Annotated in this window: 13 protein-coding genes and 1 other annotated feature; of the genes, 12 read left to right on the forward strand and 1 reads right to left on the reverse strand. The window is 31.1% G+C overall.

The annotated features are described in order from the left end of the window. The 9 genes from BN2409_RS08290 to thrS form a co-directional block, all read left to right on the forward strand. Positions 1 to 497: 4-hydroxyphenylacetate 3-hydroxylase C-terminal domain-containing protein (locus BN2409_RS08290; protein ID WP_053956152.1), on the forward strand; the 497-nt coding region annotated here is incomplete at its 5' end. A gap of 46 nt (positions 498 to 543) precedes the next feature. Beyond that, a complete protein-coding gene (locus BN2409_RS08295; RefSeq protein ID WP_053956153.1) occupies positions 544 to 822 on the forward strand; it encodes a NifU family protein in 279 nt (92 codons plus the stop codon). 11 nt (positions 823 to 833) lie between these two features. Continuing rightward, on the forward strand, positions 834 to 1,115 hold the full coding sequence (locus BN2409_RS08300) for a hypothetical protein (RefSeq protein WP_053956154.1): 282 nt from the start codon (positions 834 to 836) through the stop codon (positions 1,113 to 1,115). A 14-nt stretch (positions 1,116 to 1,129) separates the two neighbouring features. Then, the gene (locus BN2409_RS08305) at positions 1,130 to 2,434 is read left to right on the forward strand and encodes an acetyl-CoA hydrolase/transferase family protein (RefSeq protein ID WP_053956155.1); all 1,305 of its coding nucleotides are present in this window, start codon (positions 1,130 to 1,132) and stop codon (positions 2,432 to 2,434) included. Positions 2,435 to 2,455: 21 nt separating this feature from the next. After that, positions 2,456 to 3,571 (forward strand): 4-hydroxybutyrate dehydrogenase, encoded by a 1,116-nt coding sequence (locus BN2409_RS08310; RefSeq protein WP_053956156.1) that lies wholly within the window; start codon positions 2,456 to 2,458, stop codon positions 3,569 to 3,571. A gap of 58 nt (positions 3,572 to 3,629) precedes the next feature. Continuing rightward, on the forward strand, positions 3,630 to 4,391 hold the full coding sequence (locus BN2409_RS08315) for a DUF6873 family GME fold protein (RefSeq protein WP_053956157.1): 762 nt from the start codon (positions 3,630 to 3,632) through the stop codon (positions 4,389 to 4,391). An 85-nt stretch (positions 4,392 to 4,476) separates the two neighbouring features. Further along, complete coding sequence (gene ytxC / locus BN2409_RS08320) at positions 4,477 to 5,364, forward strand: putative sporulation protein YtxC (protein WP_053956158.1); 888 nt, start codon at positions 4,477 to 4,479, stop codon at positions 5,362 to 5,364. Between the two features lie 103 nt (positions 5,365 to 5,467). Next, positions 5,468 to 6,070, forward strand: coding sequence for a DUF445 domain-containing protein (locus BN2409_RS08325; protein WP_053956159.1), 603 nt, complete (start codon positions 5,468 to 5,470; stop codon positions 6,068 to 6,070). 81 nt (positions 6,071 to 6,151) lie between these two features. Continuing rightward, positions 6,152 to 6,366, forward strand: a binding site (T-box leader). A gap of 79 nt (positions 6,367 to 6,445) precedes the next feature. After that, complete coding sequence (thrS, locus tag BN2409_RS08330) at positions 6,446 to 8,353, forward strand: threonine--tRNA ligase (protein ID WP_199872979.1); 1,908 nt, start codon at positions 6,446 to 6,448, stop codon at positions 8,351 to 8,353. A gap of 36 nt (positions 8,354 to 8,389) precedes the next feature. Here thrS and ftsH read toward each other — a convergent pair whose 3' ends face one another. Then, entirely contained in the window at positions 8,390 to 9,937 is a 1,548-nt protein-coding gene (ftsH, locus tag BN2409_RS08335) for an ATP-dependent zinc metalloprotease FtsH (protein WP_242847934.1), read from the reverse strand. Between the two features lie 183 nt (positions 9,938 to 10,120). Here ftsH and BN2409_RS08340 point away from each other — a divergent pair, with 183 nt between their 5' ends. From BN2409_RS08340 to BN2409_RS08350, 3 genes are all read left to right on the forward strand, one after another. Then, entirely contained in the window at positions 10,121 to 11,251 is a 1,131-nt protein-coding gene (locus BN2409_RS08340; protein ID WP_053956161.1) for a DUF3798 domain-containing protein, read from the forward strand. 80 nt (positions 11,252 to 11,331) lie between these two features. Next, complete coding sequence (locus tag BN2409_RS08345; protein ID WP_053956162.1) at positions 11,332 to 12,933, forward strand: sugar ABC transporter ATP-binding protein; 1,602 nt, start codon at positions 11,332 to 11,334, stop codon at positions 12,931 to 12,933. After that, positions 12,933 to 13,973 carry an ABC transporter permease subunit gene (locus BN2409_RS08350; protein WP_053956163.1) on the forward strand — a complete coding sequence of 347 codons (1,041 nt, stop codon included), beginning with the start codon at positions 12,933 to 12,935 and terminating at the stop codon, positions 13,971 to 13,973. The genes BN2409_RS08345 and BN2409_RS08350 overlap by 1 nt, the downstream gene beginning before the upstream one ends. Position 13,974 lies beyond the last annotated feature (1 nt).

Below are 13,974 nucleotides of genomic sequence, written 5' to 3' on the forward strand. Positions count from 1 at the left end.
AAATGACTCATTTAAATGAAACATTATATTGCTGTGGAATTGCTTGTTCAGCAGAAGGATACAAAACAAAGGCTGGAAACTATCAAATAGATTTACTTTTAGCAAATGTCTGTAAGCAAAATGTAACAAGATTCCCATATGAAATTACAAGACTTGCAGAAGACATTGCAGGAGGACTTATGGTAACTATGCCATCAGAAAAAGATTTTAAACATCCAGAAATTGGACCAATTTGTGAAAAATATTTTAAAGGTGTGAATATAGTACCAACAGAACACAGAATGAGAATATTAAGATTGATTGAAAATATGACATTAGGAACAGCAGCAGTAGGATATAGAACAGAATCTATGCATGGAGCAGGTTCACCACAAGCACAAAGAATTATGATTGCAAGACAAGGAAATCTAGCCCATAAAAAAGAATTGGCTAAAAAAATAGCAAGAATAGATGAAGAAGCTATTGCACAAAGAGAAGCAGCAGCTTCACAAAAATAATTATAGGGGTGGGATTCCACCCCTAATTACTCAATGGAGGGATAGCATGTTTGAAGAAGTACAAAAAGTAATAGATACAAAAATTAGACCAAAGCTTATGAAGCATTATGGAGACATAAAGTTGATTGGAGTAAAGGATCAAATTGTAGAAGTAAAGCTTTTAGGTGCTTGTGGTAGCTGTCCTTCAGCAAAAATTACTCTTGAAGAAATTGTTTTAGCAGATTTACAAGAAGAAATTCCTACAATCAAAGAAGTTCATCTTGTTCATGAAATGAGTCAAGATCTTATTGATATGGCTAAGAAGATATTAAACAAAAAAAGGTAAGGAGAGTTGGTTTGAAAGTAGGAGTAAAATTTTGTGGAGGATGCAATCCTAGATATGAAAGAAGAAAATTTTTAGAAGAAATTGCAAATCATTTTAAGGGACATATTCTTTTTGAAATGACAAAGGAACAAGAAATATATGATGTATTACTAGTTATAGGGGGATGCAGTAATTGTTGTGCAAATTATCAAAATCTTCGGTATAAGAAAGAGGTTCTTTTTAGTAAAAATAAAGAAGATCAAAAACAGATCATTGAAGAAATTTACAATATATATAGGGATTACTACGAATAGAAAGGGTGGATAGGATGGATTGGAAAGAAATTTATAAATCTAAATTAACCACATCAGAAGAAGCTGTAAAAAAAATAAAATCAAAAGATCGAGTAGTAATAGGCCATGCAGTAGGCGAACCTCAAAGATTGATAGAAGCCATGGTAAAAAATAAAGATCAATATGAAGATGTAGAGCTTGTTCATATGGTAGCTATGGGAAAAGGAGAATATACACATCCTGAAATGGCACCTCATTTTAGACACAATGCATTGTTTGTAGGAGGATCTACTCGTGGGGCAGTTGCAGAAGCTAGAGCTGATTACACACCTTGTTTTTTTACAGAAATTCCAAGACTGTTTAAAGATGAATATTTACCTGTAGATGTAGCTATGGTCCAACTTAGTAGACCGGATGAACATGGGTATTGTAGCTTCGGAGTTTCTAATGATTATACAAAACCTGCAACAGAATGTGCAAAAATAGTGATTGCAGAAGTCAATGATCATATGCCAAGAACTATGGGAGATTCTTTTATACATGTGTCTGATTTAGATTATATTGTTGAAACTTCTTATCCAATTATTGAATTAAATCCTCCGAAGATTGGAGATGTGGAAAAAGCAATAGGAGAAAATTGTGCTACTTTGGTTGAAGATGGAGCTACTCTTCAATTGGGGATTGGAGCCATTCCTGATGCAGTACTTTTATTTTTAAAAGATAAAAAGGATTTAGGAATTCATTCAGAAATGTTTTCTGATGGAGTAGTAGAGTTGGTAGAATCTGGAGTGATTAACAATAAAAGAAAAACTTTACACAAAGGTAAAATGGTGGTAACCTTTTTGATGGGAACACAAAGACTTTATGATTTTGTAAACAATAATCCTAGTGTAGAATTGTATCCTGTAGATTATGTAAACAATCCTTATGTGATTATGCAAAATGAAAAAATGATTTCTATTAACTCTTGTATTCAAGTAGATTTAATGGGTCAAGTAGTCTCTGAAACCATAGGATTAAAACAATTTAGTGGTGTAGGAGGCCAAGTAGATTATGTAAGAGGAGCGAGCATGTCAAAGGGAGGAAAATCTATTATTGCCATTCCATCTACTGCGTCAAAAGGAAAGGTATCTAGAATTGTGCCCCTCATAGATGAAGGATCAGCTGTAACCACTTCTAGAAATGATGTTCACTATGTTGTTACAGAATATGGTATTGCTAATTTAAGAGGAAAAACATTAAAAGAAAGAGGAAGAGCGCTCATTCAAATTGCTCATCCAGATTTTAGACCGATGCTTATAAAAGAGTGGGAAAGAAGATTTTGCACTAAATTTGAATAAACATGAGAAAGGGTGGATTCAATGCAATTTTTTAAACTGCCAACAGTCATTCATCAATTTGATGATTTTAAAAGTTTTGCGCAAGAGTTTGAAATTGGAAAAGGAGATTTGGTACTTACCCATCAGTTTTTATATGACCCTTATATGAATGATTTAAAATTAGATGCAGATTTTTTAATGCAAGAAAAGTATGGTTTAGGAGAGCCTTCTGATGAGATGATTGACTCTATATTAAAAGAAGTAGTAGGAAAAGAATACAAAAGAATTTTCGCAATAGGCGGAGGAACGATCATTGATATTGCAAAGCTTTTAATATTTAAAGATGGAACAAATGCACTAGATATGTTTGAAAAAAAGATAGATTTTATAAAAGATAAAAAGTTGATTATTGTTCCTACTACCTGTGGAACAGGTAGTGAAGTAACAAATATATCCATTGCAGAAATAAAATCCAAACAAACAAAAATGGGTCTTGCCATTGATGAATTGTATGCAGATTGTGCAGTACTCATTCCAGAACTTATAAAAGGCCTTCCATATAAATTTTTTGTATATAGTTCTATTGATGCATTGATTCATGCTGTAGAAGCTTATGTGTCTCCTAAAGCCAATCCTTTTACAGAAATGTTTAGTGTAAAAGCTATTGAAATGATTTTAGATGGATATGAAAAAATAATAGAAAATGGAGAAGAATATCGTCTCAATTTATTAAAAGAGTTTGCTATTGCTAGTAATTATGCAGGAATTGCTTTTGGAAATGCTGGAGTAGGAGCTGTTCATGCCCTATCTTATCCATTAGGTGGAACTTATCATGTTCCTCATGGAGAAGCAAATTATCAGTTTTTTACAGAAGTATTTAAGACTTATAATAGACTTTGTCCAGATGGAAAAATTAAGAAACTTAATGCGTTTTTAGGAAGTATTTTAGGGGTAAATGAAGATGAAGTATATCAAAGCTTAGAAAACATACTAGGAAATCTTTTAAAAAGAAATCCTTTAAAAGCATATGGGATGAAAGAAGAAGAAATAGAAGAATTTACAGATAGTGTATTAGAAAAGCAACAAAGACTTTTAGCCAACAATTATGTACAGCTCTCAAGAGAAGAAATAAGAGATATTTATAAACGTCTTTATTAAAATAAAAAAAGCCTTTTTTAAAAGGCTTTTTTTTGTTTTAATAAATATGGTGATGAAAATGAAAAAAAAATATTTAGAAACTCCTTTTTTACCTAAAAAAAATGTACATACTGTTATTGTAGATGGAAGAATTTCAAAAACTATTGAAAAAAATTTAAAAGATTTAAAAATTCAAATACTTAAAACGCCACATTGTAAAGAACTGTATGATGCTATTTCTTATCATCCAGATATATTACTTCATCCTGTTACAGGAAAAGACGTAGTTATTGCTCCTAATGTGTATAAAAAAATGGCACCCATATTTCATTCTTTGGGAATTTGCACTTATAAAGGAGATACTATTTTAAAAAGGAACTATCCAGAAAATATTGCATATAATATAGGAAGAGTAGGGAAGTTTGCAATTCATAATTTTAAATATACAGATCCACTTACTTTTAAACTACTACAAGATAATGAAATAGAATGTATTCATGTAAAACAAGGATATGCCAAATGTTCAATTTGTGTAGTCAATGAAAAAGCAATCATTACATCAGACAAAGGAATTGCTAAACAAGTAGAAAAATATGGAATAGATGTTCTTTGGATTCATTCTGGATACATAGATCTTTTTGATCTTAATTATGGATTTATCGGAGGTAGTTGTGGGTTTGTGGAATATAATTCTTTAGCTTTTTCTGGAAATTTTAAAAATCATCCAGATGAGAAACGGATTTTTAAATTTTTAAATGACTATGAAGTGAAGCCTATATTCTTAACAGAACAAGATCCTGTAGATATAGGATCGATTATTCCTATTTTAGAAATGGAATAATAAACAATAAATGTAATAGGCTATTTTGAATATCACTTCTTATTACACATATACTACTAATACAGTAGGAGAAGGAGTGAAAAAAATGCATTTAATGACAGTTGTACTTACTGAATCTTTGAGTTTTGTTCAAAATATATTACATGAACAAATAAAATGTTTAGAAAAATATAAAATACTGATTCAAGAACAAATTGATGAAACAGTGAATAATATTGAAATTAAATATATAATAAAATCCAATAATGATGATTTTGAATATATTTTTCAAAAGCATATGGCTAGCACCATAGCTGATGTAATTATGAAGCATATGGAAGAAAAAATGGTTTATAATATTTTAACCCATGAATATTATTATTTTAGTTTAGGAGAAAGAAAATCTATTGTTGAACATTTTAAAAACATAAAAGAAGATGAAACTTATGAATGTGAACAAGGGATAAGTGTCTATATTTCTACAAAAGGCAAATTGATGGAAGAAATCATGGACTATTTTAAAGAAAGCACCATTTTCAATATAGAAGGATTTGTTCGATTCAGACTTAAAAACTATATAGAAGAATTGAAAATAAAAACAGATCGAGCAGTAGAAGATTTTTTAATGGAAAAGGAATATAATGAGTTTATAAGACTTTTAAGGTATTTTGTAGAGATTCAAGAATCTAAGATTCATACGGTACATGTTTTGATGAAAGATGGAAAATATCATCTATATGATAGCAGAAATATATTGATTCAAAATGAATATCTTGAAGATTTAGCATCAGATATGGCAGAAAAAGATATTAGTTATGATGATTTACTCATTAGTTCTTTAATTACATTAGCTCCTAAAAAAATAATACTACATGTTTCTAATAAAATTCATAAAAAAGAAATTATAAGAACCATTCAAAATGTATTTGGAGATAGAGCATATATTTGCAATGGTTGTGAATTATGTGCATCTCCTCAGGTCAAACAAGAGTAGAGAGAATCTCTACTCTTTATAATTTCATTGTACTTCATACATACTTATGCTATACTAAATATCAAATTATAATACAAAAGATAAAATATAGAGGTGAAAGCAGTTGTTTTGGACTAAGTTATTCGTTTTAGTAGCAGTGGGAGCTTTGATTGGATGGATTACAAATATTTTGGCCATTAAATTTATATTTAGACCCTTATATCCTATTGAAATCCCTTTTCTTCATATAAAAATTCAAGGATTGATTCCAAAAAGAAAAAAAGAACTTGCAAAAAGTGTAGGAGAAGTAGTAGAAAATGAATTATTATCTATGAGAGAAATTATAGATAAGTTTATTGAAACAGAAAACAAAAGTGAAATCATTTTCGCGATAAAGAGAAAAATTGGCAAGCTTGTAGAAGGAAAGCTTCCGGCATTTATTCCATCTACTTTTAAAGGAATAATACAAGATTATATCAATGACATTATTGATCAAGAAGCTGAAAATGTCATTACAGAACTAACAGAGAAAATGATTCATAAAGCTACAGAAACCATAAAAATTTCAGATCTAGTAGAAGAAAAAGTAAATCATTTTGAATTAGAAAAATTAGAAGAAATTGTATTAACTATTGCCAAGAAGGAACTCAAACATATAGAAATTTTAGGAGGCATTTTAGGAGGTATAATAGGTTTATTACAAGGAGTAGTAGTATTATTAGTTTAAAAATTTGTATAAAATTTGAAAAATTGAACAAACTTATTGACAAGTATAGAAATTATTCTTATAATAAAACAAAGTCAAAAATAAAAAGCAATGAAAAAGGAAGAGTATCATAATACCAGTCACTAGAGAGAGAATGTCATTGGCTGAAAGCATTCTTAGATTAGGATATGAGAAAACTACCTTTGAGCTGTACCTGAGTAGCTTTTGCAAAAAGGATTCCGTTAGACAGCGTTAATGTCATAGAGTGGATTATTTCAATTTGGGTGGAACCGCGAGAGAACTCTCCCGTCCTAAAGCTTTTGCTTTTGGACGGGAGTTTTTGTTTTTATTAAAAATTATTTTATATAGAATCAATGGGGAGGTATAGATATGGAATTGGTAAAAATTCAATTAAAAGATGGATCTGTAAAAGAAGTAAATAAGGGAGTGTCAGTTTTAGACATTGCAAAAGAAATTAGTGGAAGACTTGCAAAGGAAGCGGTGGCAGGAGAAGTAAACAATAAGGTAGTAGATCTATCTTATGAAATTCATGAAGATGTAGAGTTAAATATTTTAAAATTTGAAGATGAAAAAGGAAAAGATGTTTTTAGACATACAAGCTCTCATATGATGGCTCAAGCAGTAAAAAGATTATTTCCTAATACAAAGCTTGCTATAGGACCTGCTATTGAAAACGGATTTTACTATGATTTTGATTCAGAACATAGATTTACAGAGGATGATTTTGAAAAAATTGAAAAAGAAATGAAAAAAATTGCTTCAGAAAATTTAAACTTAGAAAGATTTGAACTTCCTAGAGAGGAAGCAATGAAATATATGGAGGGAAAAGGAGAAGAATATAAGGTTGAATTAATCAAAGATCTTCCAGAGGATGCCATTATTTCTTTTTATAAGCAAGGAGATTTTGTAGATCTTTGTGCAGGACCTCATCTTCTTTCAACAAAGAGTGTGAAGGCAGTAAAAATTCTAAGCGTTGCAGGTGCTTATTGGCGTGGAGATGAAAATAAGCCAATGCTTCAAAGAATCTATGCTACATCTTTTCCAAAACAAAAAGAATTAGAAGAATATATTCATAGATTAGAAGAAGCTAAAAAAAGAGATCATAGAAAATTAGGAAAAGAATTAGATTTATTTAGCCTTCAAGAAGAAGGACCGGGATTTCCATTTTTCCATGCAAAAGGTATGGTTATTAGAAATACACTAGAAGATTTTTGGAGAAGAGAGCATATAAAAAGAGGATATGATGAAGTAAAAACTCCTATTATTTTAAATGAACAATTATGGCATACTTCAGGACATTGGGATCACTATAAAGAAAATATGTATTTTACTCAAATAGATGGAATGGATTATGCAGTAAAACCAATGAACTGTCCAGGTGGAATGCTTATTTATAAAACAAAAATGCATAGCTATAGAGATTTTCCAATGAGAGTGGCAGAGCTTGGTCTTGTTCATAGACATGAGTTATCAGGAGCACTACATGGATTGATGAGAGTAAGAAACTTTACGCAAGATGATGCGCATATTTATATGCTTCCTGAACAAATAAAAGATGAAATAAAAGGAGTTATTGATTTTACAGATTATTTATATAGCATATTTGGATTCAAATATCATATTGAATTATCTACAAGACCTGAAGATTCAATGGGATCAGATGAAGAGTGGGAAATGGCTACAAATGCTTTAAGAGAGGCTCTAGAAGAAAAAGGAATTTCTTACAAGCTTAATGAAGGAGATGGAGCTTTTTACGGACCTAAAATAGATTTTCATTTAGAAGATTGTATAGGAAGAACATGGCAATGTGGAACGATTCAATTAGATTTCCAAATGCCTCAAAGATTTGATTTAACTTATATAGGAAAAGATGGTGAAAAACATAGACCAATTATGCTTCATAGAACCATCTTTGGAAGTATTGAAAGATTCATAGGAATTTTAATTGAAAATTTTGCAGGAAAGTTTCCAACATGGATTGCACCTGTACAAGTGAAAATTCTTCCAATTGCAGATAAGTATATGGAATATGCACAAAAAGTTGCAGATGGGTTGAAACAAAAAGAAATAAGAATAGAGCTAGATGATAGAAACGAAAAAATAGGATATAAGATTCGTGAAGCTCAACTTCAAAAGATTCCTTATATGATTATTGTAGGAGAAAAAGAAGAGGCAGCAGGGGAAATATCTGTTCGTTCTAGAGATCATGGGGAATTAGGAAATCAAAAAATAGAAGATTTTATTCAAAAAGTAGAAGAAGAAATTAAAAATAAAACATTATAAAATATAAAAAAGAGGACATATGTATTGTCCTCTTTTTTATACAGTAGTACTAGATTTATTAAAATCTAAAAGAATAGATTCAAGCTCTTCTCCTGTAAGTGTTTCTTTTTTAAATAATTCGTGAGCAATGGCTTCTAATAAATCTGTACGTTCTTTTAGATGTCCATAAGCTTCTTCATAACACTCATCTATAATTAATCGAATTTCTTCATCAATCATTGGATAACAATTCTTTATAAAAGAGGGTTCAAATACTCTATTTTTTAAATTGCTCATTCCATATTCACATACCATTTGATAGGCAATATGATTTGCTTTTTTTAAATCATCTCTTGCACCAGTTGATATTTCTCCAAACGTGAGTTGTTCAGCACATCTTCCTCCTAACAAAACTTTTATTTTGTTTTTGAGTTCATCTGTAGTGGTTAGAAAACGCTCTTCGCAAGGGGCATACATAACATAACCTAAAGCTTCTCCTCTAGGAACAATAGACACTTTTGAAATTAAATCAGTACTTAGAACTTTTCCAATTAAAGCATGTCCTGCTTCATGATAAGAAACTTTTTGTTTTTCCTTTTCTAAAATAGAAGCATTTTTTCTTTGTAGACCTGCCACTACTTTTTCAATAGCTTCATTGAACTCGTGAATTCCAATGGCTTTTTTATTGTTTCTTACTGCCAAAATAGCTGCTTCATTGGCAATATTAGAAAGATGAGCTCCAGACATGCCATGGGTTCTTTTTGCAAGTTCTTGTATATTTACACTTTTGTCAATAGGCTTGTTTTTGGTATGCACTTGAAAAATTTCTTCTCTAGCATGAAGATCAGGATTGCCAATAAACATATGACGATCAAATCTTCCAGGGCGAAGTAAAGCTTCATCTAATAGATCTAGTCGATTAGTAGCGCCTATGACGATCACTGTTTGATCTGAATGAAATCCATCCATTTCAATAAGAAGTTGATTGAGAGTTTGGTCCTTTTCATTATTACTTTCTGTGGTTCTCTTTGCTCCGATAGCATCAATTTCATCAATAAAAATTACACTAGGAGCACCTTTTTTAGCTTTTTCAAATAAACTTCTTACTCTTTTTGCGCCTACACCTACATATTTTTCTACGAATTCAGAACCACTTGCAGGGAAAAAACTAGAATCTGTCTCTCCTGCTAAAGCTTGAGCTAAAAGGGTTTTACCTGTTCCAGGAGGACCAAAAAATAAAATACCCTTTGGAATTTTAGCACCCATTTCATGATACTTTTGAGGCTCTTTGATAAAGTCTATAATCTCTAATAATTCTTCTTTTACTTCATCAAGGCCAGCTACATCATTAAAACGAACAGAAGGTTTATTGAGATGACCATTTTGGCGATCATCTTTTTTTTCCATTTGAATATGAGAAGGTTCTAGTTGAGGAGATCTGTCACGTTTCATGTAATAAATGAAAGTACACAAAAATAAAAAGATGAAAAATAATTTGTTTATGGGTAGCTTGTTTAAAATTTTGTTGTATGGGCTTGCCATGAACCATAAACCTACTGTGAAAATACAGCAAAAAAGAAATAAAATAATTTTCTTTCTTGAAATAGCTCATCACCTTCTTTCTTAAAGAATATATTCATAGTTTGCCCCAATCTAATAAAAAAAATATAAAGGATTTATGGAAAAAAATAAAAACAAAATGAGAGATATTGGAATGAAATTGGACAGTATCTGCATAAATATAAATAAGACCAAATTTTAAAAATAAAAAAATTGGGAGGAAGGCAAATGTTGAAAAGAAGCTTAGCCATTTTTTTGATTGTTGCTATGGTATTTACTATGGTTGCATGTGGATCAGAGACAAAAGAAGAAAATTGGAAAATAGGAATTATGACGGGAACTGTATCTCAAAATGAAGAAGAATATAGAGCTGCAGAAAAAGTACAACAAAAATATGGGAAAGATAAAGTGTTGCTTCAAACTTATCCAGATCAATTTATGAAAGAACAAGAAACAGTTGTAACAAATGTAATGAGCATGGCATCAGATCCTGATGTGAAAGCTATTATTATTGTACAAGGAATACCAGGAACTTCCGCTGCCATTGATAAAGTAAGGGAAATGAGAGATGATATATTATTTATAATAGGAACAGCAGGAGAAGATCCAGCTATGATTGCATCCAAGGCAGATGTAGTATTTCAAATGGATGAATTAGGAATGGGGAAAGCTGTAATTGAACAAGCAAAAAAACAAGGAGCAACAAAATTTGTACACTATTCTTTTCCAAGACATATGTCTTATGCTCTTTTAGCTGCAAGAAGAGATTTGTTTAGAGAAAATTGTGAGAAGCTAGGACTTGAATTTATTGAAGCTACTGCTCCAGATCCAACAGGAGATGCAGGAGTATCAGGAGCGCAACAATACATATTAGAAGATGTACCAAGGAAGGTTCAAGAGTATGGAAAAGATACTGCATTTTTTGCTACAAACTGCTCTATGCAAGAGCCTTTGATTAAATCTATATTAGAGCAAGGGGCCATATTCCCTCAACAATGTTGTCCATCTCCATATCATGGATATCCAGGGGCTTTAGGAATTGAGATTCCAGAAGATAAAAAAGGAGATATTGATTTTATTGTACAAGAAATCAAGACAAAAATTTCAGAAAAAGATGGAACGAAAAGATTTTCTACATGGCCGGTACCTATGAATATGATGTTTGTAGAAGCAGGAACAGAATATGCTCTTGAATATATAAAAGGAAATACAAAAGGAAAGGTTGATATGGAAAAGATACAAAAATGCTTTGAAGATTATGCCAACTCCAATATGCATATACAAGTGTATACAGATACAGAAAATCAAAAGACATATGACAATTATTTAATGGTTCTTTCAGATTTTATTGATTTTTAGGAAGGTTGCCTATAGGGCAGCCTTGCTTTTTCTAATAGATAGGGACATGTAAATTTGTATCAGTGAAAGGAGGTACTAAGATGGAGGAAAAATATATTTTGCAAATGAAAAATATTCAAAAAGAATATTTTAAAAACAAAGTACTAAAAGGAATAAATATTTCTGTAAAAGAAGGTGAAATTCATGCTTTATTAGGAGAAAATGGAGCAGGAAAATCTACCTTGATGAATATTTTATTTGGAATGCCTGTCATTCATAGTACAGGAGGTTTTGATGGAGAAGTTTTGATTCAAGGAAAAAAAGCAGACATTCAATGTCCAAAAGATGCTATGAATATGGGGATTGGAATGGTTCATCAAGAGTTTATGCTTATTCCAGGGTTCTCTATTACAGAAAATATAAAGTTGAATCGAGAACATACAAAACATAATATCATTAGTAAATTTACAAGAGAGAGTTTAAAATCATTAGATATAAAAAAAATGAATGAAGATTCTAGAAATTCATTAGATCAAATAGGAATGGACATCAAAGAGTGGATAAAAATTGAAGGACTGCCTGTAGGATATATGCAGTTTATAGAAATTGCAAGAGAGATTGACAAAAAAAATGTAAAGCTTTTAGTATTTGATGAACCAACTGCAGTTTTAACAGAAAGCGAAGCAGATTATTTACTAGATACTATGAAAAAATTATCTCAATCAGGGATTGCCATTTTATTTATTACCCATAGATTAAATGAGGTCATGAAGGTAGCCAATCAAATTACCATATTAAGAGATGGAGAGTGGATTAATACTTTTAAAAAAGAAGAAACAAATGTAATAGAGCTTGCAAGACTTATGGTAGGAAGAAAAATTGAAATAACAAATAAAATGGACGAAATACAAGATGATAAAGAAAAGAAAAATATATTATCTATTAGAAATTTAAAAGTAGATATGCCTGGAGAAGAAGTAAAGGGAATTGATTTAGATGTAGTACAAGGAGAAATTTTAGGAATAGGAGGCTTAGCGGGACAAGGAAAAATAGGCATTGCTAATGGGATCATGGGTTTATATAAAGCACAAGGAGAAGTGATGTTAGAAGGGAAAAAGTTACAATTAAATAATCCTAAAGAAGCCATTGAAAATAAAATTGCATTTGTATCTGAAGATCGAAGAGGGGTAGGACTTTTGTTAGATACTTCTATAGAACTAAATATTGTTATGACGGCTATGCAGATTCAAAAAAAGTTTATGAAAAAAATAGGTTTTTTCTATCAAATAGATCAAAAGAAAGTAAGAGAACATGCACTAAAAATGATAAAAAATCTGGATATAAGGTGTAGAGGACCTCAGCAAATTGTTAGAAGATTAAGTGGAGGAAACCAACAAAAAATTTGTATTGCGAGAGCTCTCACTTTAAAGCCTAATATTTTATTTGTATCAGAGCCTACAAGAGGAATTGATATTGGTGCTAAAAAGCTTGTTCTAGATTTATTATATAAGCTAAATAAAGAAATGAATATGACCATTGTAATGACTTCAAGTGAATTAGGAGAGTTAAGATCCATCTGTCATAGAATTGCAATTATTAGCAGGGGAAAGGTAGAAGGTATTTTAAAGCCCATAGATTCTGATGAGGATTTTGGCCTTATGATGGCTGGAGAGCATGAAAAAAAACATAAGGAGGCCTTATAATGAAAGAGAAGATTAAAAAATGGATAGACCAGTTAGGGCTTCCAAGGATAATCATTACTTGTTTTTTTATAGGATTATGTTTTGTAGCGTGTGCATTAAAGCTACCCGTACATATGCTTTTAAAAGATACATTAGTGCGAGTAGGAATGAATGGAGTTTTAGTTCTTTCTATGGTACCGGCTATTACATCTGGAATAGGTCCTAATTTTGGTCTTCCATTAGGAATTGTTTGTGGATTATTAGGAGGACTTTTGAGTATAGAAATGAATTTATATAAATTTACAGCTTTTTTTACAGCTATTCTTATTTCCATTCCTTTTGCTGTTATTGCTGGATGGATCTATGGGATTTTATTAAATGAAGTCAAAGGATCAGAGATGACCGTAGGAACATATACAGGTTTTTCAGTAGTATCATTAATGAGTATAGGATGGATTTTGATTCCACTTAAAAGTCCTGAAATGGTCTGGCCTATAGGAAGAGGTCTTAGGGTAACTATTTCGTTAGGAGCAAGGTATGCTCAAATTTTAAATAATTTTTTATCCTTTAAAATAGGAAGAATAAAAATTCCAACAGGGCTTTTGCTATTTTTTTTACTTTTGTGTCTCATCATGTGGATATTTTCTAGAAGTAAGATAGGACTTGCCATGAAAGCAGCAGGAGATAACCCCAAATTTTCCATAGCGTCGGGAATTCAAGTAGATCATTGCAGGATTATAGGTTCTATTTTTTCTACTGTATTAGGAGCCATAGGTATTTTAGTATATGCTCAAAGCTATGGATTCTTTCAATTGTATCAAGCACCTCTTATGATGGCCTTCCCAGCAGTCGCTGCTATTTTAATAGGAGGGGCATCTGCTACACAAGCTAAAATTTCTCATGTAATACTTGGTGTATTTTTATTTCAAGGGTTACTTACTATTGCTTTACCTGTAGCAAATGAGTTGGTGAAACAAGGAAATTTGGCTGAGGTAGCAAGAATGATTGTACAAAACGGCATTATACTTTATGCCTTAACAAAAGTAGATGGGGGTGAATGAA

The sequence above is a fragment of the Inediibacterium massiliense genome (assembly GCF_001282725.1).
In the GTDB taxonomy this organism is placed as follows: Bacteria; Bacillota; Clostridia; order Peptostreptococcales; family Thermotaleaceae; genus Anaerophilus; species Anaerophilus massiliensis.

What these genes read in the sequence shown, in the direction of transcription:
- BN2409_RS08310 (WP_053956156.1), top strand. Translation starts at nt 2,456, where the DNA reads ATGCAATTTTTTAAACTGCCAACAGTCATTCATCAATTTGATGATTTT.
- ytxC (WP_053956158.1), top strand. Translation starts at nt 4,477, where the DNA reads ATGCATTTAATGACAGTTGTACTTACTGAATCTTTGAGTTTTGTTCAA.
- BN2409_RS08350 (WP_053956163.1), top strand. Translation starts at nt 12,933, where the DNA reads ATGAAAGAGAAGATTAAAAAATGGATAGACCAGTTAGGGCTTCCAAGG.
- BN2409_RS08295 (WP_053956153.1), top strand. Translation starts at nt 544, where the DNA reads ATGTTTGAAGAAGTACAAAAAGTAATAGATACAAAAATTAGACCAAAG.
- BN2409_RS08340 (WP_053956161.1), top strand. Translation starts at nt 10,121, where the DNA reads ATGTTGAAAAGAAGCTTAGCCATTTTTTTGATTGTTGCTATGGTATTT.
- BN2409_RS08305 (WP_053956155.1), top strand. Translation starts at nt 1,130, where the DNA reads ATGGATTGGAAAGAAATTTATAAATCTAAATTAACCACATCAGAAGAA.
- BN2409_RS08315 (WP_053956157.1), top strand. Translation starts at nt 3,630, where the DNA reads ATGAAAAAAAAATATTTAGAAACTCCTTTTTTACCTAAAAAAAATGTA.
- BN2409_RS08345 (WP_053956162.1), top strand. Translation starts at nt 11,332, where the DNA reads ATGGAGGAAAAATATATTTTGCAAATGAAAAATATTCAAAAAGAATAT.